The 19,013-nt window shown below is 67.8% G+C and carries 9 protein-coding genes and 5 pseudogenes; 6 read left to right on the top strand and 8 right to left on the bottom strand.

The window, feature by feature from the left end; all coding sequences use genetic code 11:
- Positions 1 to 34: 34 nt before the first annotated feature.
- From rpoB to T428_RS30510, 3 genes and pseudogenes are all read right to left on the bottom strand, one after another.
- On the bottom strand, positions 35 to 3,520 hold the full coding sequence (gene rpoB, locus T428_RS0123285) for a DNA-directed RNA polymerase subunit beta (protein WP_425412074.1): 3,486 nt from the start codon (positions 3,518 to 3,520) through the stop codon (positions 35 to 37).
- A gap of 443 nt (positions 3,521 to 3,963) precedes the next feature.
- Positions 3,964 to 4,974: an ABC transporter ATP-binding protein gene (locus tag T428_RS0123280; protein ID WP_025738343.1), complete on the bottom strand. Its 1,011-nt coding sequence runs from the start codon at positions 4,972 to 4,974 to the stop codon at positions 3,964 to 3,966.
- A 173-nt stretch (positions 4,975 to 5,147) separates the two neighbouring features.
- A pseudogene (locus T428_RS30510) lies at positions 5,148 to 6,660 on the bottom strand (carotenoid oxygenase family protein).
- 94 nt (positions 6,661 to 6,754) lie between these two features.
- On the opposite strand from T428_RS30510, the gene T428_RS0123270 reads away from it, so the two are divergent.
- Complete coding sequence (locus tag T428_RS0123270) at positions 6,755 to 7,438, top strand: TetR/AcrR family transcriptional regulator (RefSeq protein WP_025738342.1); 684 nt, start codon at positions 6,755 to 6,757, stop codon at positions 7,436 to 7,438.
- Between the two features lie 58 nt (positions 7,439 to 7,496).
- Here T428_RS0123270 and rplL read toward each other — a convergent pair whose 3' ends face one another.
- The 5 genes and pseudogenes from rplL to T428_RS32425 form a co-directional block, all read right to left on the bottom strand.
- A complete protein-coding gene (rplL, locus tag T428_RS0123265; RefSeq protein ID WP_025738341.1) occupies positions 7,497 to 7,895 on the bottom strand; it encodes a 50S ribosomal protein L7/L12 in 399 nt (132 codons plus the stop codon).
- Positions 7,896 to 7,928: 33 nt separating this feature from the next.
- On the bottom strand, positions 7,929 to 8,552 hold the full coding sequence (gene rplJ, locus T428_RS0123260) for a 50S ribosomal protein L10 (RefSeq protein ID WP_025738340.1): 624 nt from the start codon (positions 8,550 to 8,552) through the stop codon (positions 7,929 to 7,931).
- Positions 8,553 to 8,806: 254 nt separating this feature from the next.
- Positions 8,807 to 9,709 (bottom strand): annotated as a pseudogene (locus T428_RS30505) (ROK family protein).
- Between the two features lie 5 nt (positions 9,710 to 9,714).
- Positions 9,715 to 10,332 carry a DUF7158 domain-containing protein gene (locus tag T428_RS0123245; protein WP_025738337.1) on the bottom strand — a complete coding sequence of 206 codons (618 nt, stop codon included), beginning with the start codon at positions 10,330 to 10,332 and terminating at the stop codon, positions 9,715 to 9,717.
- Positions 10,329 to 14,482 (bottom strand): annotated as a pseudogene (locus T428_RS32425) (glycoside hydrolase family 38 N-terminal domain-containing protein). Before T428_RS32425 ends, T428_RS0123245 begins: the two are co-directional and overlap by 4 nt.
- Positions 14,483 to 14,522: 40 nt before the next feature.
- Between T428_RS32425 and T428_RS0123215 the strand changes: the two are divergent.
- The 5 genes and pseudogenes from T428_RS0123215 to mmaA2 all read left to right on the top strand — a co-directional run.
- Positions 14,523 to 15,167: a DinB family protein gene (locus T428_RS0123215; RefSeq protein ID WP_025738332.1), complete on the top strand. Its 645-nt coding sequence runs from the start codon at positions 14,523 to 14,525 to the stop codon at positions 15,165 to 15,167.
- A 61-nt stretch (positions 15,168 to 15,228) separates the two neighbouring features.
- Positions 15,229 to 16,575, top strand: a complete 1,347-nt coding sequence (locus T428_RS0123210; protein ID WP_211244004.1) for an ABC1 kinase family protein — start codon at positions 15,229 to 15,231, stop codon at positions 16,573 to 16,575.
- Entirely contained in the window at positions 16,575 to 17,474 is a 900-nt protein-coding gene (locus tag T428_RS0123205; RefSeq protein ID WP_025738330.1) for an alpha/beta fold hydrolase, read from the top strand. The genes T428_RS0123210 and T428_RS0123205 overlap by 1 nt, the downstream gene beginning before the upstream one ends.
- 93 nt (positions 17,475 to 17,567) lie before the next feature.
- Positions 17,568 to 18,428: pseudogene (locus T428_RS0123200) on the top strand (cyclopropane mycolic acid synthase family methyltransferase); the annotation flags it as partial.
- Between the two features lie 143 nt (positions 18,429 to 18,571).
- Positions 18,572 to 19,013 (top strand): annotated as a pseudogene (gene mmaA2 / locus T428_RS0123190) (cyclopropane mycolic acid synthase MmaA2); the annotation flags it as partial.

The following is a 19,013-nucleotide window of genomic DNA, read 5'->3' as shown; positions in this document are numbered from 1 at the left end:
TCCCCTTGCGGGTTTAGATACCTAAAAACGTGAGTTAAGCGAGGTCCTCAACGGACGCGGATTCGTTGCGAGACAGGTTGATTCCCAGGTTCGCCGCGGCGCGCTCCAGGTCCTCGTCTTCGCCCTCGCGCAGCTCGATGGCCGCGCCGTCGCTCGACAACACCTCGACGTTGAGGCACAGCGACTGCAGCTCCTTGAGCAACACCTTGAACGACTCGGGGATCCCCGGCTCGGGGATGTTCTCGCCCTTGACGATCGCCTCGTACACCTTGACCCGGCCGACGGTGTCGTCGGACTTGATGGTCAGCAGCTCCTGCAGCGTGTACGCCGCACCGTAGGCCTGCATGGCCCAGCACTCCATCTCACCGAATCGCTGGCCACCGAACTGCGCCTTACCGCCCAGCGGCTGCTGGGTGATCATCGAGTACGGACCGGTGGAGCGGGCGTGAATCTTGTCGTCCACCAGGTGGTGCAGCTTCATGATGTACATGTAGCCAACGGTCACCGGGTACGGGAACGGCTCACCACTGCGGCCATCGAACAGCCTCGCCTTGCCGTCGGCGTCCACCATGACGTCGCCGTCCCGGTTGGGCAGCGTGCACGACAGCAGACCCTGCAGCTCCTCCTCCTTGGCGCCGTCGAACACCGGGGTCGACACCGTCTGGTCCGGCTGCGCGTGCCGCAGGCCCTCCGGCAGGTTCGCCGCCCACTCGGGCGCACCCTCGATGTTCCAGCCGGCCTTGGCGACCCACCCGAGGTGGGTTTCCAGGATCTGGCCGATGTTCATACGCCGGGGCACACCGTGGGTGTTCAGGATGATGTCCACCGGGGTGCCGTCCGGCAGGAACGGCATGTCTTCGACCGGCAGGATCTTGCCGATGACGCCCTTGTTGCCGTGGCGTCCGGCCAGCTTGTCACCGTCGGAGATCTTGCGCTTCTGGGCGACGTAGACGCGGACCAACTCGTTGACGCCGGCCGGCAGTTCGTCGTCGTCCTCACGGGAGAACACCCGAATGCCGATCACCTTGCCGGACTCACCGTGCGGCACCTTCAGCGAGGTGTCGCGGACCTCACGGGCCTTCTCACCGAAGATCGCCCGCAGCAGCCGCTCCTCCGGCGTCAGCTCGGTCTCCCCCTTCGGGGTGACCTTGCCGACCAAGATGTCGCCGTCTCGAACCTCGGCCCCGATCCGCACGATGCCGCGCTCATCCAAGTCCGCGAGCACCTCGTCGGAGACGTTCGGGATGTCCCGGGTGATCTCCTCGGCGCCCAGCTTGGTGTCGCGGGCATCGATCTCGTGCTCCTCGATGTGGATCGAGGTGAGCACGTCCTCCTCAACCAGGCGGTTGGACAGGATGATCGCGTCCTCGTAGTTGTGGCCCTCCCACGGCATGACCGCCACCAGCAGGTTCTTACCCAGCGCCATCTCACCGTTTTCGGTGCACGGACCGTCGGCGATCACCTGGCCGGCCTCGACCCGGTCACCCGCGTCGACGATCGGCGACTGGTTGGCGCAGGTGCCGTGGTTGGACCGGGCGAACTTGCGCATCCGGTAGGTGTGCCGGGTGCCGTCGTCGGCCATCACGGTGATGTAGTCGGCGGACACCTCCTCGATCACCCCGGCCTTGTCGGCCACCACCACATCGCCGGCGTCGATCGCGGCACGCAGCTCCATGCCGGTGCCGACCAGCGGCGCCTCGCTGCGCACCAGTGGAACCGCCTGGCGCTGCATGTTGGCACCCATCAGGGCACGGTTGGCGTCGTCGTGCTCGAGGAACGGGATCATGGCGGTGGCCACCGACACCATCTGGCGCGGCGACACGTCCATGTAGTCGACCTCGGACGACGGCACGTACTCGACCTCGCCCTGCTTGCGGCGGACCAGAACGCGGGGCTCGATGAACCGGCCGTCGGCGTCGATCGGCGAGTTGGCCTGCGCCACGACGTGGCGGTCCTCCTCGTCGGCGGTCAGGTACTCGATCTCGTCGCTGACCACACCGTCGACCACCTTGCGGTACGGCGTCTCGATGAACCCGAACGGGTTGACCCGCGCGTACACCGACAGCGAGCCGATCAGACCGATGTTCGGCCCCTCCGGGGTCTCGATCGGACACATCCGGCCGTAGTGCGACGGGTGCACGTCGCGGACCTCGAGGCCCGCGCGCTCACGCGACAGACCGCCCGGTCCCAGCGCCGACAGGCGGCGCTTGTGGGTGAGCCCGGACAGCGGGTTGTTCTGGTCCATGAACTGGGACAGCTGGCTGGTGCCGAAGAACTCTTTGATCGCGGCGACGACCGGCCGGATGTTGATCAGGGTCTGCGGCGTGATGGCCTCGACGTCCTGCGTGGTCATCCGCTCCCGGACGACACGCTCCATCCGGGACATGCCGACCCGGATCTGGTTCTGGATCAGCTCGCCGACGGTACGCAGCCGGCGATTGCCGAAGTGGTCGATGTCGTCGGTCTCCACCGGCACCTCGACCCCGCCGGGCACCGTCATGGTCGACTGACCCTCGTGCAGGCGCACCAGGTACTCGATGGTGGCGACGACGTCATCTTCGGTCAGCGTCGACGACGTGATCGGCTCACCGGCGTTCAGCCCGAGCTTCTTGTTGACCTTGTAGCGGCCGACGCGGGCCAGGTCGTAGCGCTTCTCCTTGAAGAACAGGTTCTCCAGCAGGGTCTGCGCGGACTCCTTGGTCGGCGGCTCGCCCGGACGCAGCTTGCGGTAGATGTCCAGCAGCGCCTCGTCGGTGCCGGCGGTGTTGTCCTTCTCCAGCGTCGACATCATGATCTCGGAGAAGCCGAACCGCTCGTGGATCTGTTCGTTGGTCCAGCCCAGCGCCTTGAGCAGCACCGTGACCGGCTGACGACGCTTACGGTCGATACGCACACCGACGGTGTCGCGCTTGTCGACGTCGAACTCAAGCCACGCGCCGCGGCTAGGGATCACCTTGACGCTGTGCAGCAGCTTCTCGGTCGACTTGTCGATCGTCTCGTCGAAGTACACGCCGGGCGAGCGGACCAGCTGGCTGACCACCACGCGCTCGGTCCCGTTGATGATGAACGTGCCCTTTTCGGTCATCATCGGGAAGTCACCCATGAAGACCGTCTGGCTCTTGATCTCACCGGTATTGTTGTTGATGAACTCGGCCGTGACGAACAGCGGCGCCGCGTACGTCATGTCCTTGTCTTTGCACTCGTCCACCGGCGCCTTGACTTCGTCGAAGCGGGGGTCGGAGAACGACAGCGACATCGAGCCCGAGAAGTCCTCGATGGGCGACAACTCGTACAGCACCTCTTCGAGGCCACCGACCGGGTTGACGTCCCCGCGGGCGGCAGCGATCTCGCGCCAACGCGGCGAACCGATCAACCACTCAAAGGAGTCGGTCTGCACGTCGAGAAGCCCCGGAACCTCGAGCGGTTCGCGAAGCTTGGCGAAAGATACTCGGTCAGGTGCTCCCGGCACGGAGTTGTTAGAACTAGAGGAGTCCGTCTTGCTCTGGCGAGAATCTGCCAAGATGCATCCTTCCAGCACCTCGTGCGACTGACGAGAACCGGGCCACCGGACCTTGTTCGCCGCAAATTATTTCGGTTTAAGCCGGCGAACGAACTGCTCAAGCCTCACGCGCGCAACTAAATAGCTGAACCGCAGAGGGGGCTCAGGCTAAGACCACGGTGTCAGGTGGCGGGTGAGGTGGGCAGGAAATAGCCAGCGCAAAGTCCAACAATAGCGCAGGCGCGCGCATTCCTCAACTACCCATCCCGGGGGATAGACGCTGGCTGGCATCTCGAATTGCCCGTGGGTACATGCTGCCCAACAGATTGACCTGTGCAGGCGTATTCGTCAAGAGGAAGGGGCGGCAAGTTGTCAGTGAATTCCTCTGACCGCGGCTTCCGGCAGGCACAAGCAGGCCCGACCACCGCGAGCCGGGGTGATCGGGCCGGTGGGTCGGACGATGGTCAGTCGCCGAACTCGTGCGCTTGGTATTTGTGCGTGCCCTCGAGGTCGTCGAGGATGGCGGCTTGCGCCTTCTTGGGCAGGGTGTGCAGCATCTCGCGCACGCGGGCCTGACGGCGGGCCACACCCTTGCGTTCGGGCATCCCGGGCGTCGCGGTGATCTGCGGGGGCACGCCCTCGATCTCCTCGGTACCGCCGGCGTGGTGACCCGCGTCGATCATGGCCTGTTCTTCGGCCATGGTCGCCTCGTCCTTCTCCTCGGACATCCCGATCGGCCCGATGCGGCGGCCGTTGAGGAACTGGCGCACCACCGGCTCGTCGCTGGTCAGCAGCACCTCGCGCGGCCCGAACATGACCAGGTGCTTGCGGAACAGCATGCCGATGTTGTCCGGCACCGTGCGGGCGATGTTGATGTTGTGCGTCACGATCAGGATGGTCGCGTCGATCTGGGCATTGATGTCCAAAATCAGCTGGCTCAAGTAGGCGGTACGGACCGGGTCCAGACCGGAGTCGGGCTCGTCGCACAAAATGATCTGCGGGTCCAGCACCAGCGCGCGGGCCAGGCCGGCACGCTTGCGCATACCACCGGAGATCTCGCCGGGGAACTTCTTCTCGTCGCCGCCGAGGCCCACCATGCTCAGCTTCTCCATGACGATGTCACGGATCTCGCTTTCCTTCTTCATGGTGTGCTCACGCAGCGGGAACGCGGTGTTGTCGTAGAGGTTCATCGAGCCGAACAGCGCGCCGTCCTGGAACAGCACCCCGAACAGGGTGCGGATCTCGTAGAGCTCCTTGGCCGAGCACTCGATGATGTCGGTGCCGTCGATCACGATCGAGCCACGTTCCGGACGAAGGAGGCCGATCAACGACTTCAAGAACACCGACTTGCCGGTACCCGACGGGCCCAGCAAAACGCTGACCTCCCCGGCGGGGATATCCAGGGTCACGTCTTCCCAAATCCTCGAGGAGCCGAAGGACTTGGTCAGCCCACTGACCTCGATAGCGACGCCCATAGGGAATCCTTCCGTCGACACATGCTGCCACCTGCCCCTTTGTGTGGCATGAGTCACTGTAGCGCACGCCTGGGAGCACACAGCATGGTTGCACAGCACCGGAGCGAAAATTTCGCCGACCTGAGACCCACCCCTGCAGCAGGCTAATGGTCCTGGCAGTACCGGTAAAGGGGTCAGACCGAAGGCGACCAGTTGCCGTGGAAACCCATCGGGACCAGCTGCGGTAGGTGCACGGTGGTGATCGACGCGAGGCTTTGCGCGTCCAGCAGCAGCAATTGCCCCTCGTCACGGCCGCGGTGATAAGCGTAGCCCACCAGGACGCCGTCGTCCTCGGCGCTCCCCCGACCCGTTCGTGGGGTTGGGCACAAAGCACATCTCGCCGAGCAGAAGATCGGCGTCCAGCGGCGCGACGGCGCTTGATCCCGTCGCGTAGTCGTGCTTGTAGAGCGCGGAGGTCATCTCGGTCGCGCCACCGGACAGGTAGCCGCCGTCCGACCCGACGGCGTAGCCGAACCGGTGCCGGGCGCCCAGCAGGGTCTCGTCGATGCGCGGGAACTCCTGGGGACGGTCGTCGCGACGTTCGGTGCTCACCGCACCGGTGGTCAGGTTGATCGTCCAGCGATCCAGCGTCGGCCGGCTGTCGCCGGGACCGCGCAGATCGCGGTCGAACATCCGCGAGTAGCTGCACACGTCGAGCACCAGCATCTCGGTGCCGTTCCGCATCTCCGAGTAGGCGTTGAGCGGATGGAAGACGTAGCAGGGTTCGATGTCGAACCAGCGCACGTCATCGTTGCCGCCTTCGCGGGGCATGACGCCGATCCGCGCGGGATAGGTGTTTTTCCAGCTGTAGGGCATCCGATGCATCGGCTCCCGGTTCCGGTTCAGCGCCGTCGTCAGCGGGCTGGGAATCCGGACCCGGCCGAGCACCGACTGCAACACCAGGCGGGCCGGCGAACTCAGCCAGCCGGGCACGTTGGCCGGCACGACCTGCATGGGGTCGAACGTCACCGGCAGGTCGTAGATCACCACGTACTTGTCGGTCAGCGAGAAGTCGTGCATCATCGGCGATCCGGTCACGTCGATGTCGACGGTGCGCCGGGCGCGGCCTTCGGTGTCGATCACCGAGTACTGCACGCTGCGCCCGCGCGCGAAGCAATAGGACACCGCGTGCAGCTCACCGGTGTGCGGGTCGCGGTGCGTGTGGGCGGTGTAGCCGCCGACCAGGGTGCCGTCGAAGTCGCAGGTCCCGACGGTGTCCAGGTCGTCGGTGAGCTCGTAGTTGGCCCCGCCGCCCTCGACGAGCGCCAGCGTCCGCCCGGCGTGGGTCAGCACGTTGGTGTTGGGCCCGACCGACAGCATCCCGGCGCGCGGGTTGAGCCCCCGGGGCTCCGGCTCGCCGAGCGCGGCGCACGTCGGCGGCATGCGGACCCAGCGGTTGCGATACCAGCAGGCCTTGCCGTCGCGCAGCGCGACCCCGTGCACCATCGCATCGCCGGTGAACCAGTGGTAGGTGGCCGGGTCGACCTCCGCGGCCGGGTTGGGCCCGTTGCGCAGGTAGCGCCTGTCCAGGTGCGCGGGGATCTGCCCGCTGACGCGCAAATCGGTTGCGGTCACCTCGGCGCCCACGGGCGCCAGGAAGCCTTCGAGATACGGGTTGGCGGATTTGGCCGTCTGTGTGAAAGTCATCGCTGAGCTCCTATAACATTGATATTTCAGCGTTATTGCGACCGTACGCCGGCGATGAATAGATGGCAAGGCCTCATCGGAGATAGTGGGAGCGATGACTTCGGAAGTTCAGCGCAATGTGCGCAGTGTTCGTCATGAGATGCTGCACGCCGCGGTCGGCCTGCTCGACAGCGACGGGCCCGATGCCCTGCAGACCCGCAAGGTGGCCGGGGCCGCGGGGACCTCGACAATGGCCGTGTACACCCACTTCGGCGGCATGCGGGGGCTGATCGCGGCGGTCGCCGAGGAGGGGTTACGGCAGTTCGACGAGGCCCAGACCGTGCCGCGGACCGACGACCCGGTCGCCGACCTGTTCGTCACCGGCGCCGCCTATCGCCGCTACGCGATCGAGCGGCCGCACATGTACCGGCTGATGTTCGGCAGCACCAGCGCGCACGGCATCAACGCGCCGGCCGGTAACGTCCTGACGCTCACGGTGGCCGAGATCGAGCAGCACCACCCCAGCTTCACGCACGTGGTGCGCGTGGTGCGCCGGTGCATGCTGGCTGGCCGGATCACCGCCGGCGGCGCGGACGACGACGCGTCCGTGGTGGCCACCGCGGCGCAGTTCTGGGCGCTGATTCACGGGTTCGTGATGCTGGAGCTGGCCGGCTATTACGGCGACGACGGCTCGGCCGTCGCCCCGGTGCTCACCGCGATGATCTCGAATCTGCTTGTCGCCCTGGGAGATACGGCGGAGAGGGTAGCCCAGTCGGTACAGGCGGCGTTTTCCGGCTGAACACACGAAACCCCTGGGGCCCGATTGACTGGGGCCCCGGGGGTTCGCGTGAGTCGAACTACTTGACGGTGACGGTCGCGCCGGCGGCCTCGAGCTTGGCCTTGGCCTCGTCGGCGGCTTCCTGGGCGACCTTCTCCAGCAGCGGCTTGGGTGCGCCGTCGACCAGGTCCTTGGCTTCCTTCAGGCCCAGGCCGGAGACGATCTCGCGGACCACTTTGATGACGCCGATCTTCTTGTCGCCGGCGGCTTCGAGGATGACGTCGAACTCCGACTGCTCCTCGGCGGCCTCGGCGGACGCGCCACCGGCGGCGGCACCCCCGCCGGCAGCGGCGACCGCAACCGGGGCGGCCGCGGTGACCTCGAAGGTCTCCTCGAACTTCTTCACGAAGTCCGACAGCTCGACCAGCGTCATTTCCTTGAAGACGTCGAGCAGGTCATTGGTAGAGATTTTTGCCATGGTGTGGGTCCTTACCTAATGTGGGTTTTTGGGTTATTCGGCGTCAGCCGGTGTTTCGGCGGGTGCTGCCGCCTCGGCGGGTGCTTCCGCAGCGGCTGCTTCGGGAGCGGGTTCTGCGGCCGGGGCGGCCGCGGCAGCCGGGTCGGCGGCCTTCTTCTCCTGCAGGGCGGCCGCGAGGCGGGCGAACTGCGAAACCGGCGCGTTGAACAGGCCGGCAGCCTTGGCGAGGTTGCCCTTCATGGCACCGGCCAGCTTGGCCAGCAGCACCTCCCGGGATTCCAGGTCCGCGATGCGCTCGACCTCGGCCACCGTCAACGGGTGGCCGTCCATGTAGCCACCCTTGATGACCAGCGCCTTGTTCGCCTTAGCGAAGGTCTTGATGGCCTTGGCGGCGTCGACCGGCTCGCCGCTGACGAACGCGATGGCCGTCGGCCCCGCGAACAGCTCGTCGAGACCCTCGATGCCCGCTTCCGAAGCCGCCCGCTTGATCAGCGTGTTCTTGGCCACGGTGTAGGTGGCCGACCCCGCCAGCGAGCGGCGCAGCTCGGCCAGGTTGGCCACGGTCAGACCGCGGTATTCGGTGATGACCGTCGCGGTCGAGGCGCTGAACTGCTCGACAATGTCCGCCACGGCGGTGGCCTTGTCGGCTCTGGCCATGCATGCCTCCTCGGTTGAAAGTTCGTGTCGTCGGTGATCACCCGAGGAACGACGAACGCCCCGGCGCAGGAAGCGGCACGGGGCGTTGGGGTACACCGGCGCACGCGCCGGCGATGATGCCTCGTCCTCCTGCGTGGGCCGCCGGGATGTTCCCGGACCTTCGACCGATTGCTCGGTGACCGACGGTCTTCGGTGGATCGGGACCAAGGATAGCGTGACGACGCGTGGTCAGCCAAAACGACGGATCACAACAGCTAAGCCCCCGCGAGCCGGGCCGCGCCGACCAAGCCGGCCTGGCCGCCCAACTCGGCGGGCACCACGCGCAGCCCGGCCAAAAAGTCCAGCCCGGCATAGTCGGCCAGCGCCGCGCGCAGCGGGTCGAACAGCAGGGCACCGGATTGCGCCACGCCTCCCCCGATGACGACGAGGTCCAGGTCGCAGACCGCGGCCACCGAGGCGATCATGGCGGCGAGCCCGGTGGCCCCGGTGAAACGCGCGCAGCGCGACCACATCCTCGGCGACCGCCGCGGCGGCCAGCTCCCGCGCGCCGGCGCCGGGCGGTGCGGACCAACCGTCGGCCCGCGCCCAGCGCACCAGCCACGGCCCGGCCGCCACCGTCTCGACGCAGCCGCGACCGCCACACGCACACCGCTCGCCGCCCTCGTCGACGACCACATGACCGACGTGTCCGGCGTTGCCGGTGCGCCCGGTGTAGGGCACACCGTTGAGCACCAGTCCGCCGCCCACGCCGGTGGACACCACCATGGCCAGCAGGAAGCCCGCACCCCGCCCCGCGCCCTGCCACTGCTCCCCCAGCGCCATGCACACGCCGTCACCACCGAGGCGCACCGGCACGCCGGGCACGGCGGCCGCGACGCGGTCCGCAACGGAAAGCCTTGCCAGCTTTTGATGTTGATCGGGCTGACCGTTCCGCTAAGCAGGTCGATGGGCCCGGCCGAAGCGATCCCCACCGCACGCACCGCACCGCCGGCCTTGCCCAAGGCCTCGGCGATCATCGCGGCGACCGCGTCCCACACCTGTTCGGCCGAGCCGTTCGGCGGCGTGGGCCGGGTGCCGGTGTAGACCAGCGCCCCGTCGGAATCAACAAGGCCCGCAGCGATTTTCGTGCCGCCGATGTCAAGACAGAGGGTCAGCATGGCGATCAGTGCCGGTGGGTGTTGTCGGGTTGGCGTGGGTCGCCGGGATGCTCGTAGCCGACGGCGAGCTCGACCAGCGCCGCCCGCCGCTCGTCCAGCCACAGCCGGAAGGCGCGGCGGCGCGCGGCGCCGCGCAGATGCTCGCTGATCGCGGCGCGCACCTGTGCCAGCGGCGGCTCGACGCACGCCGGGGCGCGCCAACCGTTCCGGTCGGGACGCGGCGCGGCGAACCGCAGCGGGTTGCGGGCGTGATAATCGGCCACCTCCTGATCGCTGACCCGCACCGTCGCGGTCACGTCGACAAACAGCGCCCGGGCCCGCGGGTCGGCCAGCGCCGCCGCGGCCACGCTGCCGATCTCCAGCCGGGCCGTCACGTCGGGCAGCAGCTGCGCCTCGGTCGGCACGTCGCACACGGTCAATCCGCGGGCGGCCACCTCCGCGGCGACCACGCGTTCGGTCACCAGCAGTTGTACCAGCCAGCGCCGCAGTTGGCGGCCCTCGCCGGTGCCGCGGGCCGGCAGCGCTGCGGCGTGGGGGCCGCTGCGCAATCGCGCCTCGGCCGCGTCGACCTCGGCGACCGCGACGGGCGCACCCGCGACGGTTGCGACCGGGGGTGCGCTCATGTCACGGTCACCCGCACCGCCGGCGAGTACACCAGCCGCCCGGCGCAACCGACCCAAATCAGGGCCCACCACTGGCCGGGCTCCAGCCAGGCGGGTGGGCTGACGTCGAAGCCGAACTCGACGCTGCAGCGGGCCTGCACCACCGCGCCCACCGACGCCGGACCGATCCACTCCCAGGTGCCCCAGGGGCTGATCAGGTGGGCCTCGGCGGACAGCTCCGCGGCGGCATGGCTGCCGATCGTCACGGTCATCCGGGCCGTCTGGCCGGCGCGCAGCGCGACCTCCTCGGGCCCGTCGACCAGATAGATCAGCTCGGCGTCCTGGTCCGCACCGACCGCGACGATGCTGACGTCCTCGACGGTCTGGCACCAAGCGGCCGGGACCCGGTCGCCGGTGACGCGCAGCTGCGCCCGGATCGGGTACTGGCCGGGCTCGGCAGCGGCCGGGACCGCGAGCACCACGTCGGCCTCCCGGTGCTCGCCGCTGCCCAGCGTGAACGGCGCTCGGCGGGGGTCGCGGCCCAGCCGTCCGGACAGGCCAGCACGACGACGCCGTGCAGCTCGGCGTCGGTGCAGTCGCTGGCCGCGGTGAGCCGCATGCTCAGCTGGCCGCCCGGTTCGGCGGTCGCGCGCTGCGGGCGCAGGTGCGCGACGGCCGGCAGCCCGCCCAGCCGCGCCGGGCCGCGGTTGTGCAGCCAGTAGCGCGCGTAGAGCGGTTGGGCGGTCTCGGCTTCCGGGCCCAGCGGCGTGGGCTCGTCGAATGCTTTTGGGACCTCGAGCCGAGCCCGCACGGTTGCGACCTGGTAGCCGTGCAGCTCGATCGATCGCTTGCGGGCCGCCGGTGTCTCCAGCAGGTCGGCGAGCCGCAGCGCGCCCAGCTTGCCCAGGCTGGAGCCGATCTTCACCCGGGTGCGGGTGCCCGTCGATTCGACCAGCCGCAGCGCCACCGCGCCGGGGTCGACGGGCGCGGCGCGACCGGCCGCCAGCGAGTTACCGGCCGCCTTGCACGCCCCGAGCTGCACCGTGCCGGCCGGCTCGACGTGTAGCAGCGACCCGGTGGGCGGCAGGTCGCCTCGCCGCCGATCCGGCAAGACGGCCTGCAGCGGATGGGAGAACTGCGCGCTGCGGGCCGGGATCTGGGCGTGGCGCCAGTCGCCGTCGCCGCCGACAAGCGCGTAGTCGAAATGGTGTGTCCAGTGCTGGAGTTGGAAGTTCGAGCCGTCGGGCGCGGTGCGGCGCGGTTCGTCGATCCAGGTGCCGGACGGCCAGCCGGTGCACGACCGCAACAGCGCGGTGTGCAGCGTGCCGTCGGTGTCGACGGCCAAGCTCGGGACGCCGCGGTTGAGCAGCGCGACGGTGCGGGATTCGAAGGGTGCGGCACCCGATGCGGCCCGCTGTTCGACGACGATCTCGGCGTCGTCGAGATCGTCTGCCAGCGCGGCGATTTCGGCGTCGAGACGCTTCTCGCCGGCGCCGTCGATCACCAGCACCGGCAGCGCGCGCACCCCGCTCAGATCGGCCCCGGACAGCCAGGCCGCCGCTAACGACGTCGCCACGGGCACCCACACCCTGGCCCGGCCCCGCTCGGACAGCTGACGTTCGAGTTCGTTCGCGTACTCCGGATCAGTCTCGGCCAGTACCGCTTTGGTGAAGGCGTTGCGATCGGGACCGCCCAGCGCGATGCGCGTGTCCGGCAGGTTGGAGTCGACCGCGAGGTTGCCGTAGCGCGGCTTGTCGGCGCCGCTGCAGGTGGCGGTCACGCCGGCGCGGGCCAGCGCGACCATCAGCTCGCGCGCCAGCGGCCCGGACGACGCTTCCGACGGCGATACCACCTCGGCCACGGACACCGCGCGAATATCTTTGTCGCCCAATCTAATCCGCACAGCAGTGGAGAGACCGAACCAGCCGTAGGCCGGGTTGTCCAGCGTCCACGGCAGGTGCTCGGTGTCCATGGAGCGGGGCCCGTCGTGCAGCAACGCGAAACCGCGGCCGACGACGGCGTCGCCCACCTCGCTGACCGGCATGGCGCCCGGCACCAGGCCAGCGCAGCCGCAGCAGCCGATCCTAGCCGGTGAACTCATCGACGGTGGTGCGGCAGTCCACCCTGCCCACGCCGTTCCACAGCGTCAATGTCTGTGTGTAGCACAGTATTTCGCCGATTCGGCCCCGTGCGACCAGCCGTTGGCCCAACGGTCCGCGGTACGCCCGCACCTGCGCCGGCGATTCCGACGAGCCCACCACCGGACCCATGGGCAGCAGATGCCAAGGGCCCTCGCCCTGTGTGGGGTGGGCCGGGTATTCGTCGTAGACGGCGAGTTCGTTGCCCACCCGCCCGTCCGCGATCAGTTCACGTCCGTCGTGCACCAACGACACCACCGCCCCGCCACGGGCCGGGTCGACCGTCAACCGGTAGTGCTCGTTTTGGATCTGGTGCCCGGGCAGCGGCTCCCAGCCGGTCCGCTCGCCCGTGGGAACCAGGCGGTAGCTGCGCCAGCCCAGCGATCCGACGTCGCGGGCCAGCCAGGTGACCGACCGCCCCTCGTGCTCGACCATCGCGGCAGCTCGGCACCGTCGGCGTCGCGCAGCCGCACCCCCGCGGGCAGCGGCGGGTCGACCCGCGCCGTGACGACGTCGGTGCGCTGCTGCGTCAGCGGATTCCAGACGACCACCTCACCGCCGATCGCGCCGGACAGCAACGCCAGCGAGTTGTCGCGGGCCGCGCGGCCCAGCTCCCAGGCGTCGCGCCAGCCGGTCAGCAGGTCGAGGTAGACCTAGGTCGGACTCGGAGCCGGTGATCGCGTCGTGGTGTGCGCCGTAGGCCAGCTGCACCCACGCCTTGGCCAGCGCGGCGTGCGGGTAGTCGGCGCCGGTGGCCAGCGCGGCGAACACCGCGTAGCGCTCGGCGTCCAGCACCGCGTTTTCGGCGGCGCGGTTGGCCTGTTTGGTGTCGATGTAGGACACGTCCTTGCCGGTGTAGATCGGGTTCATGTCGCGCGTCTGCGGCGACGGCACCGCTTTCCGCTCGTCCAGCTCGGCGCGCACCGCGGCGAAAGAACTCCTTCGGCACCGCGCACACGAAGCGCGGCCAGGTGTAGCGCGCCGCCCAGTCGCGGTGGATCTCGGTGACCCACTTGTTCGGCGGGGTGTAGTCGGTGCCCACCGGCAGCAGCACGTTGCGCGTCAGGGCGACCCTCTTGAGCTGATCGAACACCGCGTACGTGGCATCCCGCGCCTCGGCCAGCGACGCCGCCGAGTCCATCCCCCAGCCCGCCCCGTAATGCGCCGGCATGTAGTGGGTGAGCAGACCGCGCCCGGACGGCGAGATCCATTCGAACTCACTGCAGAACTGCATGCCCTCGACACCGCCGGAGTGGGTCGGACCCCATTGGTGGTGCGGGCCACGGGCCCACGAGTCGACGTCAGCCCAGCGTCGGCGGCCATCCCGGGAAACTGCGGGTCGTGGCCGAACACGTCGAGCTGCCAGGCGGTGGCCGGATCGGCGCCCAGCACGTCGCGCTGAAAACCAATGCCGTGCACCAGGTTTCGGATCGTCGTCTCCGGGCTGGTGAGATTGGTGTTGGGTTCGTTGTAGGTGCCGCCCATGATTTCGACCCGCCCTTCGGCGATGAAGCGGCGCAGGTCGGCGCGGTCCTCGGGGTGGGTGTCCCAATACGGCTTGAGGTAATCCACCTCGGCCAGCACGAATTTGTACTCGGGCTCGCGGCGGGCCATTTCCAGATGTGCGTGCACCAATTCGAACCCGTTGGTCTGCCGCCCTTTCCCCGGCGGGTCCTCTCGCCACTCGCTGGTGTAGGCGCCCTGGGTGTTCCACCAGACCGGGTCGTAGTGGAAATGGCTGACCATGAACATCGTCCAGCCGGGCTCGGCCACGGTGAACTCGAACCGCACACTCTGCTCGCCGGCGCGCACCCGGGCGGCGCGGCGCTCACCGACGACCGGTCGCCGCACCGTCACCGCGACCTCCACGGCCTCGTCGGCCTCCTCGGCGACGCCTCCCCCCGCAGCCCGTCGCCGTCGATGCGCAGCGGCGTCGGCTCGGTGACCCCGCCGACGACAACACGGACCAGTTGCAGCGGCGTGTCCGGCGGCCCCACGAACAGTTCGGTCGACTGCGCCGAAATCAGCTGCATGCCCGCACCTTACGTGGCTCGACTACAACCGTATCGCCTCATGCTGCAAAGCTGGTCGGGACCGTCAACCAGGAGGATTGATCATGCCAGCCTCGCCCCACCGGTAACCGACGAACGCAGCGCGCGGCGCGAATATCTGGCCTTCCACCAAAGCTCCTACTTCGCGGTGTGCTACGGCCTGACCGACGAGCAGGCCCGGTCGTCGCCGTCGGCGAGCGCGCTGTCGGTCGGCGGGCTGGTCAAGCACGTGACGCGAATGCAACACAGCTGGATGGCACGGGTCGCGGCCGCGCCGAAGGCGGCACCCACCGACCCCCGGCCGTTCGACCCCGAAGCGTTCGCCGACCAGCACGTGATGCGGCCCGACGAGACGCTGGACGGGCTGCTGCGGGCGTTCGCCGAACAGAACGCGACATCGCTGCGGCTGGTGGAGACCGCGGACCTCGACGCGGCGGTGCCGGTGCCCCGCGACGTTCCGTGGTTCCCGAAAGACCTGGACGCGTGGTCGGTGCGCTGGGTGATCCTGCACGTCATCAACGAGTTGGCCCGTCACGCGGGGCACGCCGACATCGTCCGGGAAACCATCGACGGAGCCACCATGTACGACCTGATCGCCGGGCTGGAAGGCTGGCACATCGAGGGCCGGGTCACACCGTGGACCGTGAAACCAGACACGGGCCGGTAAAAAGCCTGCTCACCTCCCGACGATTTGGGCCTCCGCACCCCTGGTTTGGCAGACTGCTGGGATGAGTTCTACCAAACACCGTGAGGTGGCCAGGCTGGACCGGGTGCCACTGCCGGTCGAAGCGGCGCGGGTCGCGGCCACCGGTTGGCAGGTCACTCGCTCCGCCGCTCGCGTTCTCGCCGCGCTGCCGGGCAAGGGGCCGTGGCAGCAGAAGGTGATCAAGCAGCTCCCCCAAACCTTCGCCGATCTGGGTCCGACGTACGTGAAGTTCGGCCAGATCATCGCCTCCAGCCCGGGTGCGTTCGGCGAATCGCTGTCCCGCGAATTCCGCGGCCTGCTCGACCGGGTGCCGCCGGCCGACTCCGAGCAAGTGCACAAGCTGTTCGTCGAGGAGCTCGGCGCCGACCCGGCCGAGCTGTTCGCCAAGTGGGATGAGACGCCGTTCGCCTCGGCGTCCATCGCCCAGGTGCACTACGCCACGTTGCACAGTGGCGAGGACGTCGTGGTCAAGATGCAGCGCCCGGGTATCCGCCGCCGGGTCGCCGCCGACCTGCAGATCCTCAAACGGTTCACCCAGGCCGTCGAGCTGGCCAAGCTGGGCCGCCGGCTCTCGGCGCAGGACGTGGTCGCCGACTTCGCCGCGAACCTGGCCGAGGAGCTCAACTTCCGCCTCGAGGCGCAGTCGATGGAGGCGTGGGTCTCGCACCTCCACGTGTCGCCGCTGGGCCGCAACATCCGGGTGCCGACGGTGCACTGGGACTTCACCAGCGACCGGGTGCTGACGATGGAGCGGGTGCAGGGCATCCGCATCGACGACGTGGCCGCCATCCGCAAGGCCGGGTTCGACGGCGTCGAACTGGTCAAGGCGCTGCTGTTCTCGCTGTTCGAAGGCGGGCTGCGGCACGGGCTGTTCCACGGCGACCTGCACGCGGGCAACCTTTACGTCGACGATCAGGGCCGCATCGTGTTCTTCGACTTCGGGATCATGGGCCGCATCGACCCGCGGACCCGCTGGCTGCTGCGCGAACTGGTGTACGCGTTGCTGGTTAAGAAGGATCACGCCGCGGCCGGCAAGATCGTCGTGCTGATGGGTGCCGTCGGAACGGTCAAGCCCCAAGCCCAGGCCGCCAAGGACCTGGAGCGCTTCGCCACCCCGTTGACCATGTCGACGCTGGGCGACATGTCGTATGCCGACATCGGCCGGCAGCTGTCGGCGCTGGCCGACGCCTACGACGTCAAGCTGCCGCGCGAGCTGGTGTTGATCGGTAAGCAGTTCCTCTACGTCGAGCGGTACATGAAGTTGCTCGCACCGAAGTGGCAGATGATGTCCGACCCGCAGCTGACCGGGTACTTTGCCAACTTCATGGTCGAGGTCGGCCGCGAGCATTCCTCCGACGTGGAGGTCTGATGGACATCCGCACCGGCTACGCCGGCGACCTGAAGCTCTACTACGAGGACATGGGCGACATCGCGGACCCGCCCGTGCTGCTGATCATGGGCCTCGGCGCCCAGCTGCTGTTGTGGCGAACGGAGTTCTGCGAGCGGATGGTCCGCCACGGCCTACGCGTAATCCGTTACGACAACCGGGATGTCGGCCTGTCCAGCAAGACCGAGCACCGCAGTGTCGGTCAGCCGTTGGTCACCCGGTTGGGGCGCTCCTGGGTCGGCCTGCGCAGCAAGGCAACCTACACGCTCGAGGACATGGCCGACGACGCCGCGGCCGTGCTGGACCATCTGGGTATCGAGGCGGCCCACGTCGTCGGCGCATCGATGGGCGGGATGATCGCCCAGGTGTTCGCGGCGCAATTCGCTTATCGGACAAGGACTCTCGGCGTTCTGTTCTCCAGCAACAATTCGGCGTTCCTGCCGCCCCCGACGCCCCGCGCATTGCTGGCGCTGCTCAAGGGGCCGCCGCCGGACTCGCCCCGCGAGGTGATCCTGGACAACGCGGTCCGGGTGAGCAGGATCATCGGCAGCCCGCGTTACCGCATTCCCGACGAGCAGGTGCGCGCCGAGGCCGCGGAAGGCTACGACCGCAATTACTACCCACAAGGCATCGCCGGGCAGTTCGGCGCGATCCTGGGCAGCGGCAGCCTGCGGCACCACGACCGGCGCATCACGGCACCGACCGTTGTCATCCACGGCCGGTCCGACAAGCTGATGCGGCCCTTCGGCGGACGTGCGATCGCGCGGGCAATAACCGGAGCCCGATTGGTGTTATTCGACGGAATGGGACATGATCTGCCACAGCAACTGTGGGATCCGGTGATCGGCGTGTTGACGGGTAATTTTGCCGAGGCCAGCTGAGCCAAGTCGAACAGAGCGGCTTCGGCGTTCAAATTCGTCACGACTTCGCACGGAGTGTCACAGCGTTGTAGCGTTGATGCTTGGGAGGACGTGATGGTAACCAAACTGAAGCCGTATTACGAAGAGTCGCAGGCGACTTACGACATTTCGGACGACTTCTTCGGGTTGTTTTTGGACCCCAACATGGTCTACACCTGTGCGTATTTCAAGAACGACGACATGACGCTGGAAGAGGCACAGCTCGCCAAGCTGGACCTGGGGTTGGACAAGCTGAATCTCGAGCCGGGCATGACGGTGCTGGACGTCGGCTGCGGCTGGGGCGGGGCGCTGGTCCGCGCGGTGGAGAAGTACGACGTGAACGTCATCGGCATCACGCTCAGCCGAAATCACTACGAGCGCAGCAAGTCCCGACTGGCCGCTATCCCGACCAAGCGCCGGGCCGAGGCCCGGCTGCAGGGCTGGGAAGAGTTCGACGAGCACACCGACCGGATCATCAGCTTCGAGGCCTTCGACGCGTTCAAGAAAGAACGGTGGCCGGCGTTCTGGGACTGGGCTTACGAGGTGCTCCCCAACGACAGCCGGTTGCTGATGCACAGCATCTTCACGCATCCGCAGTCGTACTGGAAAGAGCACGGCATCCCGATCACGATGAGCGATCTGCGCTTTCTCCGTTTCCTCGGCAAGGAGATCTTCCCCGGCGGCCAGATGTGCGGTGAACCCGACATCGTCGACAACGCGCAGGCCAGTGGCTTCTCGCTGGAGCAAACTCAATATCTGCAGCCGCATTACGCCCGCACGCTGGACATGTGGGCGGCCAACCTGGAAAGCAATCGCGAACGAGCCATCGCGATTCAGTCCGAAGAGGTCTACGACCGTTTCATGCGCTACCTCACCGGGTGCGCGGCCCTGTTCCGCAAGGGCATCTGCAACGTCGGGCAGTTCACCTTCACCAAGCAGCGCGACACGCCCGACCTGACAGCCGGGTTGAACTGCGAGGTTTCGCCGTTCGTCAATGCGGGCAGATGCTCAGTAATAAAATTTGCCCCACACGGGCTCGGGGGATGATCGGTGCGTTTCGCGGGGAAGGCGCAACACTGATGGCTCAAAAACTGGAACCACATTTCAAAGACGTGCAGGCCCACTACGACCTGTCCGACGACTTCTATCGCCTGTTTTTGGATCCCAGTCAGACCTACAGTTGCGCGTACTTCGAGCGCGACGACATGACGCTGGAAGAAGCGCAGCTCGCCAAGATCGACCTGGCACTGGGCAAGCTCGGTCTGCGCCCCGGCATGACACTGCTCGACGTCGGCTGCGGCTGGGGTGCCACCATGCGCCGGGCGGTGGAGAAATACGACGTGAACGTGATCGGGTTGACGCTGTCCAAGAACCAGGCCGCCCACGTGCAGAAATCGTTCGACGAGATGGACAGCCCACGCAGCAAGCGGGTGCTGCTGGCCGGCTGGGAGCAGTTCGACGAGCCCGTCGACCGCATCGTGTCGATCGGGGCGTTCGAACACTTCGGCCACGACCGCTACG

The organism is Mycobacterium genavense ATCC 51234, assembly GCF_000526915.1.
Taxonomy (GTDB): Bacteria; Actinomycetota; Actinomycetes; order Mycobacteriales; family Mycobacteriaceae; genus Mycobacterium; species Mycobacterium genavense.
The sequence above is the reverse complement of the archived record's forward strand: the minus strand, read 5'-3'. Positions and strand labels throughout refer to the sequence as shown.

Excerpts from the sequence above, each read along its gene's own strand:
- T428_RS0123245 (WP_025738337.1), bottom strand. The coding sequence starts at position 10,332 with ATGAGCGCACCCCCGGTCGCAACCGTCGCGGGTGCGCCCGTCGCGGTC.
- T428_RS0123270 (WP_025738342.1), top strand. The coding sequence starts at position 6,755 with ATGACTTCGGAAGTTCAGCGCAATGTGCGCAGTGTTCGTCATGAGATG.
- T428_RS0123205 (WP_025738330.1), top strand. The coding sequence starts at position 16,575 with ATGGACATCCGCACCGGCTACGCCGGCGACCTGAAGCTCTACTACGAG.
- T428_RS0123210 (WP_211244004.1), top strand. The coding sequence starts at position 15,229 with ATGAGTTCTACCAAACACCGTGAGGTGGCCAGGCTGGACCGGGTGCCA.
- rplJ (WP_025738340.1), bottom strand. The coding sequence starts at position 8,552 with ATGGCCAGAGCCGACAAGGCCACCGCCGTGGCGGACATTGTCGAGCAG.
- T428_RS0123280 (WP_025738343.1), bottom strand. The coding sequence starts at position 4,974 with ATGGGCGTCGCTATCGAGGTCAGTGGGCTGACCAAGTCCTTCGGCTCC.
- rplL (WP_025738341.1), bottom strand. The coding sequence starts at position 7,895 with ATGGCAAAAATCTCTACCAATGACCTGCTCGACGTCTTCAAGGAAATG.
- T428_RS0123215 (WP_025738332.1), top strand. The coding sequence starts at position 14,523 with ATGCTGCAAAGCTGGTCGGGACCGTCAACCAGGAGGATTGATCATGCC.